The organism is Streptomyces purpureus (assembly GCF_014648195.1).
Lineage (GTDB): Bacteria > Actinomycetota > Actinomycetes > Streptomycetales > Streptomycetaceae > Streptomyces > Streptomyces purpureus.
The window spans coordinates 1-25,290 of the sequence record NZ_BMQQ01000019.1 but is presented as its reverse complement, the minus strand read 5'-3'; the positions used below and the strand labels follow the sequence as shown (position 1 = coordinate 25,290).

21 protein-coding genes and 1 riboswitch are annotated in these 25,290 nt (G+C 71.8%); of the genes, 7 read left to right on the top strand and 14 right to left on the bottom strand.

The window, feature by feature from the left end; genetic code table 11:
• Nucleotides 1-12 precede the first annotated feature (12 nt).
• The 4 genes from IEZ01_RS22745 to ribD are packed head-to-tail and all read right to left on the bottom strand — an operon-like array spanning nt 13 to nt 3,618.
• Entirely contained in the window at nt 13-1,287 is a 1,275-nt protein-coding gene (locus IEZ01_RS22745) for a bifunctional 3,4-dihydroxy-2-butanone-4-phosphate synthase/GTP cyclohydrolase II (RefSeq protein WP_189203458.1), read from the bottom strand.
• Entirely contained in the window at nt 1,284-1,862 is a 579-nt protein-coding gene (locus IEZ01_RS22740) for a nicotinamide mononucleotide transporter family protein (RefSeq protein WP_229833166.1), read from the bottom strand. Before IEZ01_RS22740 ends, IEZ01_RS22745 begins: the two co-directional genes overlap by 4 nt.
• 56 nt (nt 1,863-1,918) lie before the next feature.
• Nucleotides 1,919-2,527 (bottom strand): riboflavin synthase, encoded by a 609-nt coding sequence (locus tag IEZ01_RS22735; protein ID WP_189203457.1) that lies wholly within the window; start codon nt 2,525-2,527, stop codon nt 1,919-1,921.
• 2 nt (nt 2,528-2,529) lie between these two features.
• Nucleotides 2,530-3,618, bottom strand: a complete 1,089-nt coding sequence (ribD, locus tag IEZ01_RS22730; RefSeq protein WP_189203456.1) for a bifunctional diaminohydroxyphosphoribosylaminopyrimidine deaminase/5-amino-6-(5-phosphoribosylamino)uracil reductase RibD — start codon at nt 3,616-3,618, stop codon at nt 2,530-2,532.
• A gap of 158 nt (nt 3,619-3,776) precedes the next feature.
• Nucleotides 3,777-3,906, bottom strand: a riboswitch (FMN riboswitch).
• A 249-nt stretch (nt 3,907-4,155) separates the two neighbouring features.
• Between ribD and IEZ01_RS22725 the strand changes: the two genes are divergently transcribed.
• Together IEZ01_RS22725 and IEZ01_RS22720 are read left to right on the top strand one after the other, a co-directional pair.
• Nucleotides 4,156-6,489: a chitinase C-terminal domain-containing protein gene (locus tag IEZ01_RS22725; protein WP_189203455.1), complete on the top strand. Its 2,334-nt coding sequence runs from the start codon at nt 4,156-4,158 to the stop codon at nt 6,487-6,489.
• A gap of 85 nt (nt 6,490-6,574) precedes the next feature.
• Nucleotides 6,575-7,318, top strand: a complete 744-nt coding sequence (locus IEZ01_RS22720) for an SDR family oxidoreductase (RefSeq protein WP_189203454.1) — start codon at nt 6,575-6,577, stop codon at nt 7,316-7,318.
• A gap of 19 nt (nt 7,319-7,337) precedes the next feature.
• On the opposite strand, the gene IEZ01_RS22715 is transcribed toward IEZ01_RS22720, so the two are convergent.
• Nucleotides 7,338-8,471 (bottom strand): ROK family transcriptional regulator, encoded by a 1,134-nt coding sequence (locus tag IEZ01_RS22715; RefSeq protein ID WP_019884788.1) that lies wholly within the window; start codon nt 8,469-8,471, stop codon nt 7,338-7,340.
• A 129-nt stretch (nt 8,472-8,600) separates the two neighbouring features.
• On the opposite strand from IEZ01_RS22715, the gene IEZ01_RS22710 reads away from it, so the two are divergent.
• The 3 genes from IEZ01_RS22710 (at nt 8,601) to IEZ01_RS22700 (ending at nt 12,075) form a co-directional block, all read left to right on the top strand.
• Entirely contained in the window at nt 8,601-9,821 is a 1,221-nt protein-coding gene (locus IEZ01_RS22710; protein WP_189203453.1) for an MFS transporter, read from the top strand.
• Nucleotides 9,822-9,926: 105 nt separating this feature from the next.
• Nucleotides 9,927-11,321, top strand: a complete 1,395-nt coding sequence (locus tag IEZ01_RS22705) for a uracil-xanthine permease family protein (RefSeq protein WP_019884790.1) — start codon at nt 9,927-9,929, stop codon at nt 11,319-11,321.
• A 64-nt stretch (nt 11,322-11,385) separates the two neighbouring features.
• Nucleotides 11,386-12,075: a DUF5995 family protein gene (locus IEZ01_RS22700; protein ID WP_019884791.1), complete on the top strand. Its 690-nt coding sequence runs from the start codon at nt 11,386-11,388 to the stop codon at nt 12,073-12,075.
• Between the two features lie 92 nt (nt 12,076-12,167).
• Here the strand turns inward: IEZ01_RS22700 and IEZ01_RS22695 are convergent, their stop codons facing one another.
• The 4 genes from IEZ01_RS22695 to IEZ01_RS22680 form a co-directional block, all read right to left on the bottom strand.
• Nucleotides 12,168-13,862 (bottom strand): flavin monoamine oxidase family protein, encoded by a 1,695-nt coding sequence (locus tag IEZ01_RS22695; protein ID WP_019884792.1) that lies wholly within the window; start codon nt 13,860-13,862, stop codon nt 12,168-12,170.
• Between the two features lie 56 nt (nt 13,863-13,918).
• Complete coding sequence (locus IEZ01_RS22690) at nt 13,919-14,725, bottom strand: carbon-nitrogen hydrolase family protein (RefSeq protein ID WP_019884793.1); 807 nt, start codon at nt 14,723-14,725, stop codon at nt 13,919-13,921.
• Nucleotides 14,726-14,955: 230 nt separating this feature from the next.
• Complete coding sequence (locus tag IEZ01_RS22685; RefSeq protein WP_019884794.1) at nt 14,956-15,411, bottom strand: Lrp/AsnC family transcriptional regulator; 456 nt, start codon at nt 15,409-15,411, stop codon at nt 14,956-14,958.
• Between the two features lie 10 nt (nt 15,412-15,421).
• Nucleotides 15,422-16,885, bottom strand: coding sequence for an amino acid permease (locus tag IEZ01_RS22680; RefSeq protein WP_019884795.1), 1,464 nt, complete (start codon nt 16,883-16,885; stop codon nt 15,422-15,424).
• Between the two features lie 355 nt (nt 16,886-17,240).
• On the opposite strand from IEZ01_RS22680, the gene IEZ01_RS22675 reads away from it, so the two are divergent.
• On the top strand, nt 17,241-18,221 hold the full coding sequence (locus IEZ01_RS22675) for a GDSL-type esterase/lipase family protein (RefSeq protein WP_189203452.1): 981 nt from the start codon (nt 17,241-17,243) through the stop codon (nt 18,219-18,221).
• Nucleotides 18,222-18,293: 72 nt separating this feature from the next.
• Here IEZ01_RS22675 and IEZ01_RS22670 read toward each other — a convergent pair whose 3' ends face one another.
• The 5 genes from IEZ01_RS22670 to fmt all read right to left on the bottom strand — a co-directional run bounded on the left by IEZ01_RS22670 (nt 18,294) and on the right by fmt (nt 24,250).
• Nucleotides 18,294-19,736: a GuaB1 family IMP dehydrogenase-related protein gene (locus IEZ01_RS22670; protein ID WP_019884797.1), complete on the bottom strand. Its 1,443-nt coding sequence runs from the start codon at nt 19,734-19,736 to the stop codon at nt 18,294-18,296.
• A 158-nt stretch (nt 19,737-19,894) separates the two neighbouring features.
• The gene (locus IEZ01_RS22665) at nt 19,895-20,941 is read right to left on the bottom strand and encodes a sugar-binding transcriptional regulator (RefSeq protein ID WP_019884799.1); all 1,047 of its coding nucleotides are present in this window, start codon (nt 20,939-20,941) and stop codon (nt 19,895-19,897) included.
• A gap of 90 nt (nt 20,942-21,031) precedes the next feature.
• Complete coding sequence (gene rpe / locus IEZ01_RS22660) at nt 21,032-21,715, bottom strand: ribulose-phosphate 3-epimerase (RefSeq protein WP_019884801.1); 684 nt, start codon at nt 21,713-21,715, stop codon at nt 21,032-21,034.
• Between the two features lie 121 nt (nt 21,716-21,836).
• Nucleotides 21,837-23,267, bottom strand: a complete 1,431-nt coding sequence (locus IEZ01_RS22655) for an RsmB/NOP family class I SAM-dependent RNA methyltransferase (protein ID WP_189203450.1) — start codon at nt 23,265-23,267, stop codon at nt 21,837-21,839.
• Nucleotides 23,268-23,305: 38 nt separating this feature from the next.
• Nucleotides 23,306-24,250, bottom strand: a complete 945-nt coding sequence (gene fmt / locus IEZ01_RS22650; RefSeq protein ID WP_019884803.1) for a methionyl-tRNA formyltransferase — start codon at nt 24,248-24,250, stop codon at nt 23,306-23,308.
• Between the two features lie 276 nt (nt 24,251-24,526).
• Here fmt and IEZ01_RS22645 point away from each other — a divergent pair, with 276 nt between their 5' ends.
• Nucleotides 24,527-25,048: a hypothetical protein gene (locus IEZ01_RS22645; RefSeq protein ID WP_019884804.1), complete on the top strand. Its 522-nt coding sequence runs from the start codon at nt 24,527-24,529 to the stop codon at nt 25,046-25,048.
• Nucleotides 25,049-25,290: the final 242 nt, after the last annotated feature.

Genomic DNA, 25,290 nt, shown 5'->3' with positions numbered 1-25,290 from the left:
GAACGCTCTGACTTACTGGTTGCCGCAGGTGGATGCCTTGGAGGCATCGAGCCACGGCAGGTCGTGCCCCATCCGGTCGCGCTTGGTGCGCAGGTACCGGAGGTTGTGTTCGCCGGCCTGGACGGGCATGGGCTCGCGCCCCTGGATCTTCAGTCCGTGCCTGACCAGTGCGGCGGTCTTCTCGGGGTTGTTGGTCATCAGCCGCAGGCTGCGGACGCCGAGGTCGACGAGGATCTGGGCGCCGGCCGCGTAGTCCCGGGCGTCGGCGGGCAGGCCGAGCTCCAGGTTGGCGTCGAGGGTGTCACGGCCGCGCTCCTGGAGCTCGTACGCGCGCAGCTTGGACATCAGCCCGATGCCCCGGCCCTCGTGACCGCGCAGGTAGACCACGACGCCTCGGCCGGCTTCGGTGATGCGCTCCATGGAGGCCTGGAGCTGGGGTCCGCAGTCGCAGCGCAGCGAGTGGAAGATGTCGCCGGTCAGGCACTCGGAGTGGACCCGGACCAGGAGGTCCTCGCCGTCGCCGAGGTCGCCGTGGACGAGGGCGATGTGCTCGACGCCGTCGACGGTGGACCGGTAGCCGTAGGCGGTGAAGTCGCCGTGGGCGGTGGGCAGGGCGACCTCGGCCTCGCGGCGGACGGTCGGCTCGCTGGAGCGGCGGTAGGCGATCAGGTCCTCGATGGAGATGATCGTCAGGCCGTGCTTGCGGGCGAAGGGGATCAGCTCGGGCAGGCGGAGCATCACCCCGTCCTCGCCGGCGATCTCGACGATCGCGCCGGCGGGGCGCAGGCCGGCCAGCCGGACGAGGTCGACGGCGGCCTCGGTGTGGCCGTTGCGGGCCAGGACGCCGCCTTCCTTGGCGCGCAGCGGGAAGATGTGGCCGGGGCGGACGAAGTCGCCGGGCTCGTGCGCGCCGTCGGCGAGCATCCGCAGGGTGGTGGCGCGGTCGGCGGCGGAGATGCCGGTGGTGACTCCGTACGCGGGGCCGGCGTCGACGGAGACGGTGAACGCGGTCCGCATCGACTCGGTGTTGTGGTCGACCATCTGCGGCAGCTGGAGGCGCTCCAGCTCGTCGGCCTCCATGGGCGCGCAGATCAGGCCGCGGCACTCGCTCATCATGAAGGCGACGATCTCGGGGGTGGCCTTCTCGGCGGCGATGACGAGGTCGCCCTCGTTCTCGCGGTCCTCGTCGTCGACGACGACGACGGGGCGGCCGGCGGCGATGTCACTGATGGCCTGCTCGACGGGGTCGAGGGCGAGGTCGGCGTCCCAGAGGGAGAGAGAACTCATGCGGGTGTTCCTTCCAGAACCGGAGCCGTACGGGAACGGAGCCACCAGTCGCGCATACCCCACAGGACAAGCGCGCCGTAGATGACGTAGACGAAGCCGGAGAAGGCGAGGCCGCTGTTGAAGGCGAGCGGCACGCCCACCAGGTCGACCAGGAGCCAGGCGAACCAGAACTCGACCAGTCCGCGGGCCTGGGCGACCATCGCGACGAGGGTGCCGACGAAGATGTACGCGTCGGCCCAGGGGCTCCAGGAGAGCGAGGGGTACGCGGTGAACAGGCCGCCGACGGCGAGGGTGCCGAGGGCCGCGCCGCCCAGCAGCAGCCCGCGCTCCTTCCAGGTGGCGAAGCGGACGGCGATGGAGCCGTCCTGGGCCTGCTGTCGGCCGCGGCTCCACTGGTGCCAGCCCCAGGCGGCGACGCCGATGACCAGGACCTGCTTGCCGACGCCGCCGGTGAGGTGGGCGGAGGCGTAGGCGCCGACGAGGATCAGACCGGAGAGCAGCTGGGCCGGCCAGGTCAGCACGGAGCGCCGCCAGCCCAGGGCCAGGGCGATGAGTCCGATGGTGTTGCCGATCATGTCGGACCACAGGATGTGCTGGCCGAGGACGGTGAACGCCTCGGAGTTCAGCCAGTTCACTTGAGGCTCTCCTGGGCGTTGGGGCCGAGCAGCCGCTCGACGTACTTGGCGATGACGTCGACCTCGAGGTTGACGGGGTCGCCGCTCTGCTTGATGCCCAGCGTGGTCAGGGCGAGGGTGGTGGGGATGAGGCTGACCGTGAAGTGGTCGGCCGCGGCGTCGACGACGGTGAGGCTGATGCCGTCGACCGTGATCGAGCCCTTCTCGACGACGTAGCGGGAGAGCTGCGCGGGGAGCGAGATCTTGACGATCTCCCAGTTCTCGGAGGGGGTCCGGTCCAGGACGGTGCCGACGCCGTCGACGTGGCCCTGCACGATGTGGCCGCCGAGGCGCTCGCCGACGGCCATCGGGCGTTCGAGGTTGACCCGGGAGCCGGGCTCCAGTGCGCCGAGGCTGGAGCGCTTCAGCGTCTCGGCCATCACGTCGGCGGTGAACTCGCCGTCCGCCGCCTCCACGACCGTGAGACAGACACCGTTGACGGCGATGGAGTCGCCGTGCTTGGCGTCTTCCGTGACCAGGGGGCCGCGCAGGCGGAAGCGGGAGGCGTCCGCCAGCTTCTCGACGGCGGTGACCTCGCCCAGTTCTTCGACGATTCCGGTGAACACGCTCAGGCTCCCTTGGGGGTGGCGGTGATTCGCAGGTCGGGGCCGATGCGGACGGCCTCGGTCACTTCGAGGCGCAGCGCATCGGAGATGGTGGTGATTCCGGCGTCGGCGAGGGCGGTGGGGCCCGCGCCGAGGAGGGCCGGGGCGAGGTAGCCGACGATCTGGTCGACGGCGCCGGCGCGGACGAAGGCGCCGGCCAGGGTCGGCCCGCCTTCGAGGAGGACGGAGCGGACGCCCTGCTGGTGGAGCGCCGCGAGGAGTTCGGGGATGTCGAGTCCGCCGCCGGGTGCGCGGGTCAGCCGCCAGGTCTCGGGGAAGTGCGCGGTGTCCTCGACGGGGATGTCGTCGGCCACGGCGATCACGGTGCGGGCCGCGTCGTCGAGGACGCGGGCGCCGGGCTTCACGGCGGTGGCGTCGGTGTCGACGACGACCCGCAGGGGCTGTACGGCTCCCTCGATGCCGCGGACCGCGAGGTGCGGGTCGTCGGCGCGGGCGGTGCCCGAGCCGACGATCACGGCGTCGGCCTCGGCGCGCAGGCGGTGGACGTCGGCGCGGGACTCGGGCGAGCTGATCCAGCGGCTGGTGCCGTCGGCGGCGGCGATCCGGCCGTCGAGGGTGGCGGCGTACTTCCAGCGGACGAAGGGGCGGCCGAGGCGTACGGAGGTGAGCCAGGCGATGTTGCCCGCCTCGGCCTCGTCCGCGAGCAGGCCGCCGAGCACCTCGGTCCCGGCGGCGCGCAGGGTCTCCGCTCCGCCCGTGGCCTGCGGGTTGGGGTCGCCGACCGCGTACACGACCCGGCGAACCCCGGCCTCGATCAAGGCCTGGGCGCAGGGGCCGGTGCGGCCGGTGTGGTTGCAGGGTTCGAGGGTGACGTAGGCGGTGGCGCCGCGGGCGCGGTCGCCCGCCGCGCGCAGGGCGTGGATCTCGGCGTGCGGTCCGCCGGCGCGCTGGTGGTGGCCCTCGCCGACAATCCGTCCGGTGGCGTCGACGAGGACGCAGCCGACGACGGGGTTGGGGCTGGTGGTGCCGAGTCCGCGGGCGGCGAGCGCGATGGCTCGGCGCATGGCGTCGATGTCGGCCGCTGTGGCCACCGGGTCCTCCTGCCTCTTCGGGCACGGACTCCGGGGCTGTCGATGACGACAGAGAAGCGGGTACGACACGTCACGGGGGATGCCGAGGCCGCCGCCACCGGTCACCAATGACGGCGACCAGCGTCGATACGGCCGGCACACCACTGGGGTGTCACCCGCCGCGCACTGCCTCCCATCCGGACTTTCACCGTCGGTCCAGGAATTTCACCTGGTCAACCGGCCGCTGGCTGCGGACGGGTCGCGGACTATACCGCCGGTTCGGAATTACACCGACCCCGGAGTGCGCTGCTGCTGATACAGGGCCAGTCTGCCACGTCGCCGCGTCGGCCATGCGGGTGAGGGGCTGTGGGCTGGCTCACAGGCCCCTCCATCGGCCCCACTTTGGTCCAGACCTATTGACCGACTGGTCTAGTCCTCTTAATCTCTGCGTCACCTCCGAAGGTACGGGCCTGAGGTGTGCGCACATCTGGGCCCAACACGACCCACCGCACGACCAGTTGTGTTTGCCGCCCTCCCCTATCCCCAGGAGGACCGATCGTGTTGTCCCCCACCAGAGCGAGAGCTTCGCTGCTCGCCTCCGGCGCGGCCGTCGCCGGACTGCTGCTCAGCTCGCTCGCCGGCGGTGTCTCGCACGCCGCCGACCAGGAGAGCTGTCGCCCCGACGGCCTCTACAAGACACCCGGTGTCGACGTGCCGTACTGCTCGGTCTACGACACCGAGGGGCGCGAGAAGATGGGCGCGGACCACCAGCGCCGTGTCATCGGCTACTTCACGGGCTGGCGCACCGGAAAGAACGGCGAGCCCGCCTATCTGGCCAACAACATCCCGTGGGACAAGATCACCCACATCAATTACGCCTTCGGGCACGTCGGCGGCGACAACAAGCTGTCCGTGGGCCCCGACGGCGCGGACAACGCCGCCACCGGGATGACCTGGCCCGGTGTCGCGGGCGCCGAGATGGACCCGGCCCTGCCGTACAAGGGCCACTTCAATCTGCTGAACAAATTCAAGAAGCAGCACCCCGATGTCAAGACGCTGATCTCGGTGGGCGGATGGGCCGAGACCGGCGGCTACTTCGACGCCAGCGGCAACCGGGTGAACTCCGGCGGCTTCTACTCGATGGCCACCAACGCCGACGGTTCGGTCAACCAGGCCGGGATCGACACCTTCGCGGACTCGGCCGTCGCGTTCGTCAAGAAGTACGGCTTCAACGGTGTCGACATCGACTACGAATACCCGACGACGATGAAGGACGCCGGCAACCCGCTGGACTGGCAGCTCGCCAACAGCCGCCGCGCCGGGCTGGTCAAGGGCTACGCCGCGCTGATGAAGACGCTGCGCGAGAAGCTGGACCGGGCGGGCGCCGCCGACGGCAGGCACTACCTGCTCACGGTCGCCGCGCCGTCCTCCGGCTATCTGCTGCGCGGCATGGAGACCTTCCAGGTCCAGAAGTACCTGGACTACGTCAACATCATGTCCTACGACCTGCACGGCGCCTGGAACGAGTACGTCGGCCCCAACGCCTCGCTCTTCGACGACGGCAAGGACGGGGAGCTCGCGGCCGCGAACGTCTACGGCAGCCAGCAGTACGGCGGGATCGGCTACCTCAACACCGACTGGGCGTACCACTACTTCCGTGGCTCGATGCCGGCCGGCCGTATCAACATCGGCCTGCCGTACTACACCCGCGGCTTCAAGAACGTGCAGGGCGGCACGGACGGACTGTGGGGCAAGGCGCCCGCGGCCACCTGCCCGGCCGGCGCGGGCCTGACCAAGTGCGGTGACGGCGCCGTCGGGATCGACAACCTGTGGCACGACAAGGACACGGCGGGCAAGGAGTCGCCGGCCGGCTCCAACCCGATGTGGCACGCCAAGAACCTGGAGAAGGGTGTCGTCGGCGACTACGTCACGCGGTACGGCTTCCCGGCGGACACCAGGCTGACCGGCACCTACGCCCGTAAGTACGACTCGACACTGGTCGCGCCGTGGCTGTGGAACGCCGAGAAGAAGGTCTTCCTCTCCACCGAGGACGAGCAGTCGGTGGCGGCCAAGGCCGACTACGTGATCGACCGCGGTATCGGCGGCACGATGGTCTGGGAGATGGCCGGCGACTACGACTGGAACGCCGCCAAGGGCCAGTACGAGATGGGCGACACGCTCACCACGCTGATGTACGACAAGTTCAGGTCGGCGAGTCCGTACGGCGCGAAGAAGTCCAACGCGGCCCTGCCGACCGAAGCGGTGGACGTGGGCGTGGAGTTCACCGACTTCAAGCTGGGCGACTCCAACTACCCGCTGACCCCCAAGATCAAGATCACCAACAACACGAAGACCGCGCTGCCGGGCGGCACGGAGTTCCAGTTCGACTACGCCACCGCCGCGCCGAACAACGCGTCCGACCAGTCCGGCTTCGGCACGAAGGTGATCAGCAGCGACCACACGGGCAGCAACGTGGGCGGTCTGAAGGGCGACTTCCACCGGGTGTCCCTGAAGCTCCCGGCCTGGCAGTCGCTTGCCCCCGGCGCCTCGGTCGACCTGGCGTTCAACTACTACCTGCCGGTGTCCACGCCGTCGAACTGGACCGTGACCGTCGGCGGGAAGAAGTACGCCCTCACCGGCGACCTGGCGCGCGGCACGAGGGTGGTCGAGCCCGGCACGGACCCCGGCCCGTCCCCTGACCCGACGAACCCGACGCCCACCCCGACCCCGGGCGCCTGCACGGCCCCCGCGTGGAGCGCGGCGGCCGAGTACGGCGGCGGCACGACCGTCTCCCACAAGGCGCACACATGGAAGGCGAAGTGGTGGACGAAGGGCGAGGAGCCCGGCACCACCGGTGAGTGGGGGGTGTGGCAGGACCTGGGCGCCTGCTGATCCCGTACGAACCGCACGAAACGCCCGGCGGCGGTTCACGGCCCTTGCCGTCGCCGGGTCCGCGCCCCTCTGCCACGCTGCTGGGGTGAGCACGATTCTGGTGACCGGCGGCACCGGCACCCTCGGGCGGTTGACGACCGTACGCCTGCGGGCCGAGGGCCACGAGGTGCGCGTGCTGAGCCGGCACGCCGAGACGTACCCCGTCGATCTGCGTACGGGCGACGGCCTGGACGCCGCCCTCGACGGGGTGGACACGGTCGTGCACTGCGCGAGCGCGCCGCGCGGCGACGAGCGGGCGGCCCGGCAGTTGGTCGCGGCGGCGCGACGGGCCGGTGTGGGGCATCTGGTCTACATCTCGATCGTCGGGGTGGACCGGGTGCCCCTCGGCTATTACGGGGCCAAACGCGCCGTCGAGCGGCTGGTCGAGGAGTCGGGCCTTGGCTTCACCCTGCTGCGCACGACCCAGTTCCACGATCTGGTGCTGCGGCTGCTGCGCGGCATGGCCCGCTCGCCGCTGATGCCCGTGCCGGCCGGGGTGCCGGTGCAGCCGGTGGAGGCCGAGGAGGTGGCCGCCCGGCTGTCCGAGCTGGCCATGGGCCCGCCCGCCGGGCGGGTGCCGGAGATGGGCGGCCCGCAGATCCTGACCTTCCACGACCTGGCCGAGCTGTATCTGTGGGCGAGTGGCCGCAGCCGGGTGCGCGTGCCGTTCACCCTGCCGGGCGCGACGTTCACGGCGCTGCGGCGGGGCGGCCTCCTGACCCCCGAACGGCGGGTGGGACTGCGGACCTTCACCGAATTCCTGGCCCGGTCTCAGGTGGGTTCCGGCTAGGCGTCGATGGCCCGCGGCCTCAGCCGGCCGCCGGGAACAGTGCGTCCTGGGCCGCGTCGCGGGCGGCCAGCAGCGCGCCGCGCAGGACGGCGGTGTCGCCGAGGGCGGTGGCGCGGACCTCGGTGCGCAGCGGCGAGAGGGCGGCCAGCCGCTCCTCGACGCGGGCCGCCAGGGCCGCGCCGCCCGCGTGACCGGTCTCCCCCGCGAGGACCACACACCCGGGGTCCAGGACCGAGACGACGGCGGCCGCGCCGACGGCGAGGCGCTCGGCGAGCGCGTCGAGGAACGGGCCGTCGCCGGAGGCCAGGGCCGCGCCGGGGGCCAGCCCGTGGCGTACGGCCAGCGCGTCGACCGCGGCCGCGCACACCAGCTCGTGGAAGCCGCCGTCGCAGCCGGTCGCCGAGGGCAGCCCGGAGGTGCCCGGCACCGGCAGGAAACCGATCTCACCGGCGCCGCCCGAGGCCCCGCGCCGCAGCCGGCCGTCCAGGACGACGGCCGCGCCGACGCCCTGCCCCAGCCACAGCAGGACGAAGGTGTCGCAGTCGCGCGCGGCGCCCAGCCGCTGTTCGGCGACCGCGGCCAGATTGGTCTCGTTCTCGACGAGGACCGTGGCGGGCAGCCGTTCCTGGAGCGCGGGAACCAGCCGCCGGTGCCAGGCGGGCAGTCCCGAGGAGTCGTTGAGCTGCCCCGTCGCGGGGTCGATCAGCCCGGGCGCTCCGACGCCGACGCTGTGCAGCCGCTCGACGCCGGCCTCCTTCGTCGTGCGCTCCAGCAGGGCGACGGCCTGTTCGACGGCCCCTTCCGTGGCCGTGCCGCCGCCGATGGGCAGGGCCGCCTCGGCCAGGGTGGTGCCGAGCAGGTCGGCGACGACGACGGAGACTCCGCCGGTGCGTACGTCGAGCGCGGCGAGGTGGGCCCGGTCGGCGACGATGCCGTACAGCTTGGCGTTGGGGCCGCGGCGCTGCTCGCCCGATTCGCCCACCACCTTGACCAGGCCCGAGCCCTGGAGCCGTTCCACCAGGTCGGCGACGGTGGGCCGGGAGAGGCCGGTGAGCGTCTTGAGCTGAGTGGCCGTCAGCGGACCCTCGTCCTGGAGCAGCCGCAGGGCGAAGCGGTCGTTGATGGCCCGGGCGGTGCTCGGTGATGCGGGCATGCCGGGAATCCTCTCAGATCACCCTGGAGCGGCTCGGGCACTCCTTCGAGAAGCGCTCTATTTATCAGGCAGGGTTCCTGATAGTTTACGGCCCGCACGGCGGCATGGTTCGGTTTCCGGGGAGGGCGCATGGCGGGCGAGGCCCAGTTCGGCAAGGAACTGTTCGGTACGGAGCGGCTGCGGCGGGCGAGGTTCGCCGTCGCCGCGATCTTCTGCGTGCACGGCTCGGTCACCGGCAGCTTCGCCACCCGCATCCCGTGGATCCAGGAGCACGCGGGCGTCAGCCCGGGCCAGCTCGGGCTCGCCCTCGCCTTCCCGGCGATCGGCGCCTCGCTCGCGATGCCGCTGGCCGGGGCGGTCAGCCACCGCTTCGGGGCGCGTGCCGCGCTGCGCGGCCTGCTCGTGCTGTGGACGCTCTCGCTGACGCTCCCCTCGCTCGCCCCGAACCTCTACGGGCTGTGCGCGGCGCTCTTCGTGTACGGCGCGACGTCCGGGATGTCGGACGTGGCCATGAACGCGCTCGGCGTCGAGGTCGAGAACCGCATGGAGCGGTCGATCATGTCGAGTCTGCACGGCATGTGGAGCGCGGGCGCGCTGATCGGCTCGGCGGGCGGCACGCTCGCCGCGCATCTGGGCGCCGACGCCCGGCTGCACCATCTCCTCGCGGCGCTCGTGCTGACCGTGCTCGGCGTGGTGTTCTGCCAGGGCGTCCTGGACCTGCGCAGCGCGCCGGACGAGGCACCGCCGCCGCGCTTCGCGCTGCCGCCGAAGTCGGCGCTGGTCATCGGCGCCATCGGCTTCTGCGGGGTCTTCGCGGAGGGCGCGAGCCTGGACTGGTCGGCCGTCTACCTCAAGGACGAGCTCGGAACGTCGGCCGGTCTGGCGGCCGCTTCCACGACGGCGTTCGCGCTGACAATGGCGGTGGCACGGCTGGTGGGCGACCGGGTGGTCGACCGGTTCGGCGCGGCGCGGACCGTACGGGTCGGGGGCGTGGCGGCGACGGCGGGCGGGGTCATGGTGGTCACCGCCGCCCATCCGGCCCTGGCCATGGCCGGGTTCGGGCTGATCGGCCTCGGTGTGGCCGTGGTCGTGCCGCTCGCCTTCGCGGCGGCGGCCCGCAGCGGCCCGAACCCCAGCCAGGCCATCGCGGGCGTCGCCACGATCACGTACACCTCGGGCCTGATCGCCCCCTCGGCGATCGGCGGGCTGGCGGACGTGACCTCGCTGGTGGTGTCCTTCGGGCTGGTGACGCTGCTCACCTTCGGGCTGGTGCTGGGCGCGGGGGTGCTGCGGCCCGGTGGCCGCGGGAGCGTACCGGCCGACAAGGCGCAGACCACCGCCCCGCGCTGACGGGCGCATGACCACTCAAGGGCCCGCCGGCCCCGCACTACCATGGCCGCTGATCGCTTTTCGGCCACCTCCGGCCGGCGGAATCCTCAGAAGTGGAGCCACCCCATGAACCTCGGCGTGCGCTGGACCCTGCACGGCGACGGACGAACACCCGCCCCCGGAGCCGTCGTACGGCCCGACGAGCGGCTGTCCTGGCCCCGTACGGTCGGCCTCGGTGCCCAGCACGTGGTGGCGATGTTCGGGGCGTCGTTCGTCGCCCCGGTGCTCATGGGCCTCGACCCCAACCTCGCGATCATGCTCTCCGGGGTCGCGACGATCATCTTCCTGCTGGCCACCCGAGGCACCGTCCCCAGCTACCTGGGCTGCTCGCTGTCGTTCGTCGGCGTGGCCGCGGCGATCCGGGCCTCCGGCGGCACCAGCGCCACGGTCACCGGCGCGGTCCTCGTCGTGGGCGTGGTCCTCTTCCTGGCCGGCCTGGCCGTACGGCGCTTCGGCGCCCGGATCATCCACGCCGCCATGCCGCCCGTGGTGACCGGCGCGGTGGTCATGCTCATCGGCTTCAACCTGGCGCCGGTGACCGCGGCCACGTACTGGCCGCAGGACCAGTGGACCGCCCTGCTCGTGATGCTCTTCACCGGTCTCGCCGTGGTGGCGCTGCGCGGCTTCTGGTCCCGGATCGCGATCTTCCTCGGTCTGGTCTTCGGCTACGCCATTTCCTGGGTCTTCGACCTGGTCTTCGGAAAGATCCACTCGATGGGTCCGGGCGGGCAGGTCACCGACCACTGGCGGCTCGACCTCTCCGGCGTCGCCAAGGCCGACTGGATAGGGCTGCCCAGCTTCCACGGCCCCAGCTTCGAATGGTCGGCGATCCTGGTCGCCCTGCCCGTGGTCATCGCGCTGATCGCCGAGAACGCCGGACACGTCAAGGCCGTCGGCGAGATGACCGGCGACCCGCTGGACGACAAGCTCGGTACGGCGATCGCCGCCGACGGCGCCGCCTCGATGCTGTCGACCGCGGTGGGCGGCCCGCCGAACACCACGTACTCCGAGAATATCGGCGTCATGGCCGCCACCCGCGTCTACTCCACCGCCGCCTACTGGGCCGCGGCCGGTTTCGCGCTGCTCTTCGGCCTCTGCCCCAAGTTCGGCGCGGTGGTCGCCGCGATCCCCGGCGGTGTCCTCGGCGGTATCACCGTGATCCTCTACGGCATGATCGGCCTGCTCGGCGCCCAGATCTGGATCAACTCCGCGGTGGATCTGCGCAATCCGCTCAACCTCGTGCCGGCCGCCGCGGGCATCATCATCGGCGTCGGCGGGGTGAAGCTCACCTTCACCGACACCTTCGAGCTCGGCGGGATCGCGCTCGGCACCCTCGTCGTGATCACCGGCTACCACGTCCTGCGGGCCTTCGCCCCGGCACACATGAAGGAGCAGGAGCCGCTGCTCGACTCCGGCACGTCCACGTACGACAGCGAGGACGGCGACACCGCCCGGCGGTAATCCGTTCCGGGCGAAGCCGGGCCGCGTACTTCTCGCGGGGCCCGGCTGCTGGGACGCTGCCCCCATGACGCTGAGCGAACAGTTCACGACGGTCGACGCGGTGGTGGTGCGGATGCGTGCCTTCCGCGCCGCGTGGCACCCCGAGGACGGGGTCGCGGTCTTCAACCGGGTCTATCTGACCGTCACGGAAGAGATCGGGCAGGCCGTCACGGACGGCGTCTTCCCCGACCGGCGGGCCGCCTCCGCCCTCGGCGTCACCTTCGCCGCGCGCTATCTGGCGGCGGTCGACGCGGCCGCGACCGGGGGCCGGGCGCCCGCCTGCTGGCGGCCACTGCTGCAGTACCGCCGCCATCCCGGCGTACGTCCCCTGCAGTTCGCCCTCGCCGGCATCAACGCGCACATCGGCCACGACCTGGCCCTGGCCGTGGTCGACACCTGCCGGGCGCTGGGCTGCCGGCCCGCCGACCTGGAGGACGAGTTCGACCGGGTCGGCGACATCCTCGCCCTGCTGGAGGAACGGATCCGCGAGGAGCTGATGCCCGGCCCCGACCTGCTGGAGGTCGCCGACCCGCTCACCCACTTGCTGGGGTGCTGGAGCCTGGAGCGCGCCAGGGACGGGGCCTGGCTCGCGGCCCGCTCGCTGTGGCAGCTGCGCCGGCTGCCCGACCTTGCCGAGGAGTTCACCGAACGCCTCGACCGGTCGGTCGGGCTGGTGGGACGCATGCTGCTCACGCCCCTCGCCCCACGCCGCTGACGCCGGCCTCAGCCCCTGCGGGTATGGAAACGGGCCGCCGCCGCGCCCAGGGGAAGGCACGACGACGGCCCGGGTCAGGGGGCCGGGGAGGGTCAGTCCTCCGGCAGCTCCACCGGCGCGATCTCGTCGTAGACGTCACCCGGGCCCGGGTTGGTCGCGTCGGTGCCGCCGCCGAGGTGGTGCATGACGCCCCACACGGCGTTCAGCGCGGTCTGGATGGCGCCCTCGGCCCAGCCGGCGGTCCAGGAGATGTCGTCACCCGCGAGGAAGATGCCCCGCTTGTCCTCGGGCAGCCGGTCCTGCATGAAGTGCGTGAACAGACGACGCTGGTAGCGGTAGTGGCCCGGCAGGTTCGCCTTGAACGCGCCCATGAAGTAGGGCTCGTTCTCCCAGGACACGGTCACCGGGTTGCCGATGATGTGCTTGCGGATGTCGACCTTCGGGTAGATCTCGCCGAGCGACTTCAGCATGACCTCCATCCGCTCCTGCGCGGACAGCGGCAGCCACTTGAGGCTGTCGTCGCACCAGGTGTACGAGAGGCAGATGACGGCAGGCTTGTCCGGGCCGTCGTCCAGGAGGTACGTACCGCGGGTCATCCGGTCCGTCAGCGTCATCGACATGACGTCACGGCCGGTCTCCTCGTCCTTGTCCAGCCAGAACGGCCGGTCGACCGGGACGAACAGCTTGGACGACTCCATGTAGTGGGTGCGCTCGATCGCCGTCCAGTGGTCGATCGGGAAGAGCGAGTCGTCGCACTCGATCTTCGACAGCAGCATCCACGACTGCGCGGTGAAGATCGCGGCACGGTACGTGCGGATGTCGCCGTTCGCGTCGGTGACCGTGATCCCGTTCCCGGCGGTGCGGCCCAGGCGGGTGACGGCCGGCTTCGGCGCACCGTCGTGCAGCGAGGAGAGCGAGGTGCCCTGCGCCCAGTGCACGATCTTCTGCGGCTCGCGCTCCCACAGGCGCAGCGGCAGCTGCTGGGAGCCGCCCACGATGCCGCGGTGGTGGTCGTCGGCCTCGGTGTAGACGACGCGCAGGATCTCCAGGATGGAGTTGGGGAAGTCGGTGTCCCAGCCGCCGGTGCCGAAGCCGACCTGGCCGAAGATCTCGCGGTGACGGAAGGACTTGAAGGCCTCCGACTCGCACAGGAAGCCGTAGAAGGTCTGGTTGTCGAGCTTCTCGACGAGCTTCGACCAGATCTCGCGGATGCGCGGGACGTCCCGCTCGCGCATCGCCTGGTTCATGTCGGAGAAGTCGGCGCCCTCGTCCAGGCAGGCGTTCCAGGCGTTCATCACGTCGCGGTAGACCTGCGGCAGGTCGTCGACGGTGACCGCGTAGTGCGACTCGCCCTTGAGGTCGACGACGGTCGAGGGGGTCGACTCGGCCAGCGGGTTCGGGAACGGCCGGGTCTCCAGGCCCACCAGGTCGATGTAGTGCTGGAGCGCGGTGGAGGAGGGCGGGAAGCGCATCGCGCCCATCTCGGCGGTCAGCGACGGGTCGCAGCCGTCGAAGCCGACCGTGCGCAGCCGGCCGCCGATCTGGTCGGCCTCGTAGACGACGGGCTTGAGGCCCATCTTCATCAGCTCGTACGCGGCCACGATGCCGGAGAGCCCGCCACCGATGACGGCGACCTCGGTGCCGTGCTCGGTCGCGGGTATCTGGCCGAGCCCGGCCGGGTGGGCCAGGAAGTCGTCGTAGGCGTACGGGAAGTCCGGACCGAACATGGTGATCGGCGGCTGACCGTCGCTGTGGGGGACGGCGGTGGTGGGCACCGTGGACGTCATGGGGTACGGACTCCTTGCACGGACTACGGGGGGGAGGGAGGAGGCTGGGGACCGGCTCAGATCAGGGAGCCGTAGAGGCCGGGGCGGCGGTCCCGCAGATAGGGGTTGTTCGCCCGGGAGGCGGCCAGGAACTCGGGGTCGACGTCCCCGACGACCAGGTCCTCGCCGCGGCCGGCGCGGGCCCGGGCGGTGCCGTCGGGGCCGGCGAGGGTGGACAGGCCGACGAACTCGAACTCGCCCTCGGGGCCGGTCCGGTTCACGTACGCCACGTACATCTGGTTCTCGAAGGCCCGGACCGGGACGACCGACTCGGCGACGAACTGGAAGGGGTGCATCTGCGCGGTGGGCACCAGCAGCAGATCGGTGCCGGCGAGCGCGTGCGAGCGGACGTTCTCGGGGAACTCGACGTCGTAGCAGATCATCAGGCCGAGCTTCAGGCCGTCCAGCTCGGCCTGGACGACGGACTGCTCACCGGGGGTGAACCACTTCTGCTCGAAGCAGCCGAAGAGGTGGGTCTTGCGGTAGTTCGCCAGCCGGGTGCCGTCGGCGCCGATGAGCTGCGCGGAGTTGTAGAGGGTCTCCTCGTCGGCCGGGTCGCGCTCGGGGTAGCCGTAGACGATCGCCAGGCCGTGGCGTACGGCGATGGCGGCGACGGCCCGGGAGCCGGAGCCGTCGGCGGTCTCGGCGAGCCGGGGCAGGTCATCGTCGATCGCGTACCCGGTGAGGAAGAGCTCGGGGGTCACCAGCAGCCGTGCCCCGGTCCGCGCGGCACGGGCGGCCGCGTCGTCGAGGGCCGCGAGGTTCGCGGAGACGTCACCGGGCCGTCCGGAGCTCTGGAGCAGGGCGGTGCGCAGCGGCGGCATCGGCAGACCTCAGTCGGGTGAAGGAAGGCGTACGGGAGACGTCAAAACCGTACGGTTTGCGCTTCGATCCGGACAAGGCGCGACCGTTGCGGACCGACCGTCGAACTGTTGCGCTGTTGTGGGCCATCGCGGTGATTCATTGCGCGCGCCTCCACCGCAGGCGGGAGGCGGCCTGAAACACGTCCGCCCCGGGCCGGGGAGGCCCAGGGCGGACGGGGTACGAGACGGTGCTACGCGGGCGAACCGGAGGAGAAACGCCGCAGCAGCGGCGAGAGCACCAGGACGGACTTGGTGCGCTCCACGAACGGCTCGCCCGCGATCCGCTCCAGCACGCGCTCGAAGTGGCGCATGTCCGAGGCGAAGACCTGGACGACCGCGTCCGCCTCACCGGTGACGGTGGACGCGGACACAACCTCCGGATACCTCTCCAGGCCGCGACGGATGTCGTCGGGAGAGGTGTTGTGGCGACAGTAGATCTCGACGAACCCCTCGGTCTCCCAGCCCAGCGCCGCCGGGTCCACCCGGACGGTGAAGCCGGTGATGGCCCCCTCGGCCCGCAGCCGGTCCACCCGGCGCTTGACCGCCGGTGCGGAGAGTCCGACCATCGAGCCGATGTCGGCGTAGGAGCGGCGGGCGTCCTCCGCCAGGGCGTGCACGATGCGTTCGTCGAGGTCGTTGAGTCGCACTACGGGTGGATCACTTCTCTGCCGTGGCCAATCGGGAGCGGCGCATGCCGTACACGAAGTAGACCACGAGACCGACGGCCATCCAGATTCCGAAGTACACCCAGGTGATCATGTCGAGGCTGTACATGCTGTAGCCGCAGCACAGGAACCCGAGGACGGGGAACACGGGACCGAACGGCACCTTGAAGCTGCGGTCGAGGCCCGGCTTGGTGTAGCGGAGCACCACGACCGCGATGTTGACCAGGGCGAAGGCGAAGAGCGTACCGATGCTGGTGGCGTTGACCAGCTCGCCGAGCGGGACGGCGGCGGCGAGGATGCCGCAGAACAGCGAGACGATCACGGTGTTGACGCGCGGCGTGCCCGTCTTGGGGTTGACCTTGCCGAAGACCTTGGGCACCAGGCCGTCGCGGGACATCGCGAAGAGGATGCGGGTCTGGCCGTAGAGCACGGTGAGGACGACGCTGGCGATCGAGATGACCGCGCCGGCGGCGAGCAGGGTACCCCAGAAGCTCTGGCCGGTGACGTCGTTCATGATCGCGGCGAGGGAGGCCTCGGAGCCTTCGAACTTCTTCCAGTCCCAGGCGCCCACGGCGACGGCCGCGACCAGCACGTACAGCGCGGTGACGATGACCAGCGACAGCATGATCGCGCGCGGCAGGTCCCGCTTGGGGTTCTTGGCCTCCTCACCGGCGGTGGAGGCGGCGTCGAAGCCGATGTACGAGAAGAACAGGATGGCTCCGGCCGCGCCGATGCTGGTCGCGCCCAGCGGCATGAAGTCGGAGTAGTTGCCGGCCTTGAAGCCCATGAAGCCGATGGTGCAGAACAGCACGAGCGCGGCGATCTTGACGACCACCATGATCGTGTTGGCGCGGGCCGACTCCTTGGCTCCGCCGAGCAGGAAGATCATCGCCAGCATCACGACGATCAGCGCCGGCAGGTTGAATATCCCGCCGTCACCGGGCGGCGCGGAGAGCGCCGCCGGCAGGGTCACACCGATCGTGCCGTCGAGCAGCTCGTTGAGGTAGTCGCCCCAGCCGACCGCCACCGCGGCGACGGACACGCCGTACTCCAGGAGCAGGCACCAGCCGCAGATCCAGGCGACGACTTCGCCCATCGTTGCGTAAGCGTACGAATACGAAGAGCCCGCGACCGGGATGGTGCCCGCCAGCTCGGCGTACGACAGCGCCGAGAAGAGCGCCGTGAGCCCTGCGAAGACGAAGGCGACCGTGACGGCCGGGCCGGCCAGCGGAACGGCCTCGCCGAGGACGACGAAGATGCCGGTGCCGAGCGTGGCACCGATGCTGATCATGGTCAGCTGCCACATGGAGAGCGTGCGGCGGAGCGAACCGCCTTCACCCTGCCCACCCTCTTCGACCAGCCGTTCCACCGGCTTGCGGCGCATCAGCGCGGCGAGCCCGGAGGGCTTGGGGGCCATGTTTTCGGTGGCCGGCGGGGCTGCGCCTTGGTCCAGCACTACGGAGGCTCCTTCATCGCTGCCTGTCGGGGGGAGACGACCGACGGCGGCTCGCGGGCAGGGCGGATCAGCCGCGAGGGATGAGGAAACCGCCGAGCAGGCGGTCGCCGCCACACTTGGTACGAGGCATCACCCTAACGGCACGCGCTTCGCGCTTGTAATGCATCGTTGTTGCGCACCCTCGAATGATCATTGCGCGCTCGGGGCACAGACGGGGAAACATTGCGCCCTGCCGCACGAATCGACACATTGGGCCCCAGGGTGGGACGCGCCCGCCGGGTCCTCGCGGCGGCGCGTAGGAGGCGCCCCCGGCGGGGTAGATGTGACCTTCCGCACTCGAGGATCGGAGGCCCCTGTGAGCTGGCTGGAACCGGAGCCCTTCCTGCGCGGGACGGCCTGGCTGGACGGCGGCCGCGCGGTGCGCGCGGATCCGGCGGACATGGCCCGGCTCCCCTGGGACACGGCCGAGCGGGCGGCGCTGCCGATCGGCGTACGGCTGGAGTTCACCGCCGGACCGGGCACCCGCGCCGTGGAGATCCACTACCGCGCGGCGGTTCCGGAACCGGACGACCGCATGCGGGAGCTGGCGCACTGCTTCGCCCTGTGGGAAGGCGAGCGGCTGCTGCGGGAGTCGTTCACCGCGCCGGCCGAGGAGGCCGTGGCCGTACTCGGACTCCCGCCCCGCCCGGGCCCGTTCACCATCCATCCACCCGAGGCACAGGCACCCGAGATCCTCGGTCTGCGCGGCGTCGGCGGGGCGCTGACGCCCGCCCCCGCGCGCCCGCGCTGGGTGGTGCACGGCGACTCCATCACCGAGGGCTGGTGGTCCACCCGGCCCGCCCGCTCCTGGCCCGCCACCGCCGGCCGGATGCTCGGCCTCGACACGGTCAACCTCGGGTACGCGGGCGCGGCCCGCGGTGAACTGCCCACCGCCGAACAGCTGGCGGGGCTCCCCGCCGATCTGCTCACCCTCGCCTTCGGCACCAACTGCTGGTCCGGGGTCCCGTACAGCGCTCCCCTGCTCCACGAGACGGTCCGCGCCTACGTCCGCCTGATCCGCTCCGGCCATCCGGACGCCCCGCTGCTGCTGGTCTCGCCGGTGCTGCGGCCGGCCGCGGAGAGCGTCCGCAACGCGCTCGGGGCGAGCCTGGCGGAGCTGCGTACGGCGATGGAGGACGCGGCCAGGGAGCTGATGGCCGACGATCCCCGGCTCCTGCTGCTGCCGGGGCTGCCGGTACTCGGACCGGACGACCTCGCGGACGGCCTGCACCCGAACGACGCCGGACACGCCCGCCTGGCGGCCGCGGTGGCCCAAGTGCTGCGCCCGTACGTCTGACGCCCCGCACGGGCCCGTACGTACGACGAAGGCCCCCGCGAGAGAATCGCGGGGGCCTTCGTGCGGGGCTGACTAGCTCCAGCTGGCGTGCAGCGGCTTGCCCTCGGCGTAACCGGCGGCGGACTGGATGCCGACCACGGCCTTCTCCTCGAACTCGGCGAGCGAGCCCGCACCGGCGTAGGTGCAGGAGGAGCGGACACCGGCGATGATCGAGTCGATCAGGTCCTCGACGCCCGGGCGGCCCGGGTCGAGGAACATCCGCGAGGTGGAGATGCCCTCCTCGAACAGCGCCTTGCGGGCGCGGTCGTAGGCCGACTCCTCGCTCGTACGGTTACGGACGGCGCGCGCGGACGCCATGCCGAACGACTCCTTGTACGCGCGCCCCTGGGCGTCGTGCTGGAGGTCGCCCGGGGACTCGTAGGTCCCGGCGAACCAGGAGCCGATCATGACGTTGGAGGCACCGGCGGCGAGCGCCATGGCGACGTCACGCGGGTGACGGACACCGCCGTCGGCCCAGACGTGCTTGCCGTACTTCTTCGCCTCGGCGGCGCACTCGAGTACGGCGGAGAACTGCGGGCGGCCCACGCCGGTCATCATGCGGGTGGTGCACATGGCGCCCGGGCCCACACCGACCTTGATGATGTCCGCGCCGGCCTCGATGAGGTCGCGCACACCCTCGGCGGCGACGATGTTGCCGGCGACGATCGGGACGTGCGGGTCGAGACCGCGGACGGCCTTGATCGCGGAGATCATGGATTCCTGGTGGCCGTGGGCGGTGTCGACCACGATGGTGTCGACCCCGGCGTCCAGGAGCTCCTTGGCCTTGCCGGCCACGTCGCCGTTGATCCCGACGGCGGCGGCGATGCGCAGCTTGCCGTCGGCGTCGGTGGCGGGCGTGTAGAGGGTCGCGCGCAGGGCACCCTTGCGGGTCAGGATGCCGACGAGCTTGCCGTCCTTGTCCACGGCCGGGGCGTAGCGGCGGTTGTGGTGGTCCAGCGTGTTGAACGCCTCGCGCGGGTCGATGTCCGCGTCGAGCAGCAGCAGGTCCTTGGACATGACCTCGGTCAGCTGCGTGAAGCGGTCCACGCCGGAGAGGTCGGCGTCGGTGACGACACCGACGGGCCGGTGCTCCTCGTCGACGACGACACCGGCGTCGTGGGCCCGCTTGGGCAGCAGGGAGAGCGCGTCGGCGACGGTCTGGTGCGGGGCGAGGACGATCGGGGTGTCGAGCACCAGGTGGCGGCTCTTGACCCACGAGATGACGTCGGTGACGACCTCGATCGGGATGTCCTGCGGGATGACGACGAGGCCACCGCGGCGGGCGACGGTCTCGGCCATCCGGCGGCCGGCGATCGCTGTCATGTTGGCGACGACCAGCGGGATCGTCGTGCCCGAACCGTCGGGCGAGGCGAGGTCCACGGCCTGGCGGGAACCCACGGCCGAGTGGCTCGGCACCATGAAGACATCGTCGTACGTGAGGTCGTACGGCGGCTTGACGTCATTGAGGAAACGCACGTGCTGACATCCCAGTCGTTCGGATCGGCCCCTAGGCATTTCAGCCAGGGGAAAAAGCACGTAGTTCATTCTCCCATGCCAGGGCGAAACTACGGCCCGGTCCGAACGTCCAGGTCTTGGAGGTTCCTCTGGGAGGAACCTCCAAGCCGGCCGTCCCTCTACTCGTCCGGGTCGGCGCGCTCCAGGGCCGGGCGCGGGCCCGGCTCGGACTCGGTGAGCAGGAAGTCCGCCGCGGCGGTGTCCGTGACCAGGCTGGTGACCAGGCCGGAGCGGAGCACCGCGCCGATCGCGGCCGCCTTGCGCTGGCCGCCCGCGATGGCGACGACCTCGGGGATCCGGCGGAGCCGGTCCGCCTCGACCGTGATGCACCGCTCCCCCAGGTCGCGCCCGACCCGGCGGCCCTCGGCATCGAAGAGGTGGGCCGACATCTCCGCGGCGACGCCGAGCGAGGCGTAGTGGGCCCGCTCCTCGTCGGTGAGCATGTCGTGGACGGTGGAGATCCCGGGCTCCCAGGAGCCGATGGACACCGCCGCGACGGTGACCTTGTCGAAGTACTCGAAGGCCCGCGCGATCCCCGTCTGGTTGCGCAGGGCAGCCGCCGTCGCCGGGTCCGGCAGCAGCATCGGCGCGTAGATGGGGTGCGCCTCGCCGCCGGAGACCTGGGCGGCCCGCCGTACGGCCTCCACCGAGCCGCGCTCGGCGGTTCCGGCGTCGTACACGCCGGTGAGCTGCACGACCGTGCAGGGCGGCAGCCGGTCGAGCGCCGCCGCCATGTGGATGGTGGAGCGGCCCCACGCCAGTCCGAGGACGTCGCCCTCGGCCACCAGCTCGCCCAGCAGGTCCGCCGCGACCTCGCCGAGATTCTCCGGATCGGGCGACTCGTCGTCGCTCTCGGAGGGGGATTCGACCACGACAGCGTGGCGGAGGCCGTAGCGGGCGCGGAGCGCGTCGGAGCGCTCGGCGTCCAGCTCGGCCGGCACCCGGATCTCGATCCGTACGAGATCGCGCTCAAGGGCGGTCTCCAGGACCCTGGCGACCTTGAAGCGGCTGACGCCGAACTCCTCGGCGATCTGGATCTTCGACTTGCCCTCGAGGTAGAAGCGGCGGGCCATGGCCGCCGCCTGCACCAGCTCCGCGGGTCCCATCCGCAGGGCTGACCGTCCCGCCGACATACCCGACACCGCGATCTCCTCACTGCTGTTCACACTCTGGACTCGCCGTTCATCCTGTCAGATGCGACGGGCCTTGATCAGTCCTGTTGGGCGGCGTTCATCTGCCCGTGGTGCATGCGTGGCTCAGTGGTTGCAGGCCCAGCCCGCGGCGGCGGTGGTGCGCTCCGCCTTCTCCCGCAGGGAGCGCACGGCCTGGGCCGGGTCCTGCGCTCCGTAGACCGCGGAACCGGCGACGAACACGTCCGCGCCGGCGTCCGCGCATCGCTCGATGGTGGACTCGGAGACCCCGCCGTCGACCTGGAGCCAGAGCTCGAGGCCGTGCTTGGAGATCAGCTCCCGGGTGCGGCGGATCTTCGGCAGCATGATGTCGAGGAAGGCCTGGCCGCCGAAGCCCGGCTCGACCGTCATGATCAGCAGCATGTCGAGCTCGGGGAGCAGGTCCTCGAAGGGCTCGATGGGGGTGGCGGGCTTGAGCGCCATGGAGGCGCGGGCGCCCTTGGCCCGGATCTCGCGGGCAAGCCGTACGGGCGCGGCCGCGGCCTCCACGTGGAACGTGACCGATCCGGCCCCCGCCTCGACGTACTGCGGGGCCCAGCGGTCCGGGTCCTCGATCATCAGATGGCAGTCCAGCGGGATGTCCGTCGCCCGGCTGAGCGACTCGACGATCGGCACGCCCAGGGTGAGGTTGGGGACGAAGTGGTTGTCCATCACATCGACATGGAGCCAGTCGGCGCCTTCGACGGCCTTCGCCTCATCGGCGAGCCGGGCGAAGTCCGCGGACAGGATGCTGGGGTTGATCTGGGCCATGTGCCAAGCCTGCCATGCTCTTGGCCACTTCTTTGCCGCGGAGCGGTTTCGGGTCCGGATCGGTGTGTACCAATGATCTTCGATACACCCCCAATCCGGACAATCAGTGCCGTGGAGGGGGTCAGGCGGTGCGCCGGAGCAGCGCCAGGTACATCGCGTCCGTGCCGTGCAGATGCGGCCACAGCTGTATATCGGGCCCGTCGCCGAGCGCCGGGACGCCCGGGAACATCGGGCGCGCGTCGATCAGCTCGGCGCCGCCGGTCTTCTTGAGCACGTCGTCCACGACGGCCCGGGTCTCGGCGAGATGCGGCGAGCAGGTGGCGTATCCGACCACACCGCCGACCCGCACGGCCGCCAACGCCTCGGTGAGCAAGCCGCGTTGGAGCGGCGCGAAGCCCTCCAGGTCCTCGGGGCGGCGGCGCCAGCGGGCTTCCGGGCGGCGGCGCAGGGCACCGAGGCCGGAGCAGGGGACGTCCATCAGGACCCGGTCGAAGGTGCCGGGGCGCCACGGCGGGCGGGTGCCGTCGGCGGCGATGACCTGGTACGGGCCGGGGTTGCCGGCGAGGGCGCGCTCGACGAGCCGGGCGCGGTGGGGCTGCTTCTCGGAGGCGAGCAGGGCGGCGCCCCGCTCGGCGGCGAGCGCGCCGAGGAGCGCGGCCTTGCCGCCGGGTCCGGCGCAGCCGTCGAGCCAGCGGGCGTCGGGGCCTTCGAGGGGAGCGTCGGCGAGGGCGATGGCGACCAGCTGGCTGCCCTCGTCCTGGACGCCCGCGCGGCCCTCCTGGACGGGGGCGAGCGCGCCCGGTTCGCCGCCCTCGGCCATGCGGACGGCGTACGGGGACCAGCGGCCCGGCAGCCCGGACTCCTCACCGAGCACGTCCAGAAGCTCGGCGGGCGTCGCGCGCCCGGGGCGCGCGACGAGGGTGACCTCGGGGCGCTCGTTGTCGGCCTCCAGCAGGTCCTCGATGCCGGCGCGCCCGCCGCCGAGCGCGTCCCACAGCGCGGAGACGACCCAGCGGGGGTGCGAGTGCATGACGGCGAGGTGGTCCTCGGCGTCCTCCTCGTAGGGCGGGGCGACCTGCTCAAGCCAGCTGTCCAGGTCGCGCTGGGCGATCTTGCGGAGCACGGCGTTCACGAACTTCGCCCGCCCGTCGCCGAGCACGACCCGCGCCAGCTCGACGCTGGCGGAGACCGCCGCGTGCGTGGGGATACGGGTACCGAGCAGCTGGTGCGCGCCGAGCGAGAGCACGTCGAGCACCGGCGGGTCGACCTCGCGCAGCGGCCGGTCGACACAGGCCGCGATGACCGCGTCGTACGTGCCCTGGCGGCGCAGCGTCCCGTACACCAGCTCGGTGGCGAGCGCCGCGTCCCGCCCGTCGAACTTGTCGGGGCCCTCCTTCTCCCGGGCCCTCTTCAGCAGCGGGGGCAGCACGAGGTTCGCGTACGCGTCCCGCTCGTCGACGGCCCGCAGCGCCTCGAAGGCCAGGATCCGGACGGGATCCTTCTGGGGGCGCCGGTGGGGCCTGGGGGGACGGCGACGGGCCTGCTCGCTCAAAAGGTGCTCCGCTGACGAAAGTAAGAGGGGTAACCCTCTCAGCCTACGTCGCCGCCACCCAGGCGCTCGCCAGGGGCGATGCGCACGCCACGGGCCCAGTCGGCGGCGCGCATCGGCTTCTTGCCCTGCGGCTGGACCCAGAGCAGCTCGACGGCGTGGGAGCCGGTACCGACGTACACGTTGTTCTTGCCGACCGCGAGCTCGCCCGGCTTGAGCTCGCCGCGCTCGGCGACGGGCGCCGTCTGGATGAGCTTGAGCCGCTCGCCGCGGAAGACGGTCCAGGCGCCCGGGGCGGGCGTGCAACCGCGTACGACCCGGTCGACGCGGAGCGCCGGGGCGGTCCAGTCGATGTGGGCGTCCTCGACGGTGATCTTCGGGGCGAGGGTGATGCCCTCGACGGGCTGCGGGACCGCCTTCAGCGTGCCGTCCTCGATGCCGTCCATGGTGGCGGCGAGCAGCCCGGCCCCGGCGAACGCGAGCCGGGTCAGCAGGTCCCCGCTGGTGTCGGTGGGACGGACGTCCTCCGTGACCACGCCGTACACCGGGCCGGAGTCGAGCCCTTCCTCGATGAGGAAGGTGGAGGCGCCGGTGACCTGGTCGCCGGCCATGAGGGAGTGCTGCACGGGAGCGGCGCCGCGCCAGGCGGGCAGCAGCGAGAAGTGCAGGTTGACCCAGCCGTGCGCGGGGATCTCCAGGGCGGACGTGGGCAGCAGGGCGCCGTAGGCGACGACGGGGCAGCAGTCCGGCGCGATCTCCCGCAGCCGGGCGAGGAAGTCCTCGTCCCGGGGCCGGGTGGGCTTGAGCACCTCGATGCCGGCTTCCTCGGCCCGCTCGGCGACCGGGCTCGCGACCAGCCGGCGGCCGCGCCCGGCGGGCGCGTCGGGACGGGTGACGACGGCGGCCACCTCGTGCCGGCCGGAGTCGAGCAGGGCGTCCAGGGCGGGTACGGCGACCTCGGGGGTGCCTGCGAAGACAAGCTTCACTCGGAAATACCTCGCATCTTCGGTGTCGGCGGGTGGCCGCCCGCCGCGGCGTCGTCGGCCGGCCGCCGGTCGGTTCCGGGCGGTGACGGGCAGCTCACCAGTCTATGGGCCGGGCGGGCAGGGGGCGTACGTATATGTGAGCGCCCCGCGCATATGCGGATACGCCCCCAGGGCGTGACCACATCGGCGGCTGGCGCGTTGGTCAAGACAGATTGACCGAAACGGGCCGCCCGGTGCGGCCCGCCCCTTTTCAACGCCGGTTCGAGAGGCTTGTAAATGGCCGACCACGCAACCCACGACGCCCAAGCCCGGGCAAGCCTGCATCTCCTGGTGCGGGACATCGAGCGGGTCCGCCGGCAGGTGGACGCTCTGCGCACGCTCACGGCCCAGCTGGGCAACGTCTACCGTCCGCGCCGCTCCGGCCCGTCCACGGGCTTCGTCGTGTACGGCAGGGCGCCCGCCCCGACCGTCCGTCTCGCCCAGGAGCTGAGGGACAGCGTCGAGACACTGGTGACCGCGGCGGTGGACTTCGACCGCTCGCTGGGCTTCTCGTGGGACGCGGTGGGCTCGGCGCTCGGCGTCACCAAGCAGGCCGTCCACCGCCGCTACGGCGCCCGCCGCACGACCCAGCCGTCCGCCGCCGGCACGGCGACGGCCACGGTCGAGCCGGAGGCCCCGACGCGCACGCTCCCGTCCCCCGCGGTCCCGGCGGCCCGCACGATGCCGCCGCAGTCGACGGCCACCACCCTCCGCGAAGAGGCCCGCCCAGGCGCTTTCCCCGGCCCGCGCAACGGCTGACCTCGCTCACCCCGGCCGCCTTGCCACTACCGGTTCGCCGGTAGAGGGAGGCGGCCGGGTCGTGTGAGGCGGCGACCCGTGAGCCGATGGCCCCGGAACGGGGCGGGCGACCGGGTCCCCGGTGCCGTCGGCCGGTGCCGCCGGTACAGGCGGGCGACCGGGGCGTACGGCTCCCGCCCACTCCCCCACCCCCGTCAGCCGATGTCCGGTGGGTCCACCCGGATTCGCAGGGGTTCTCCCCC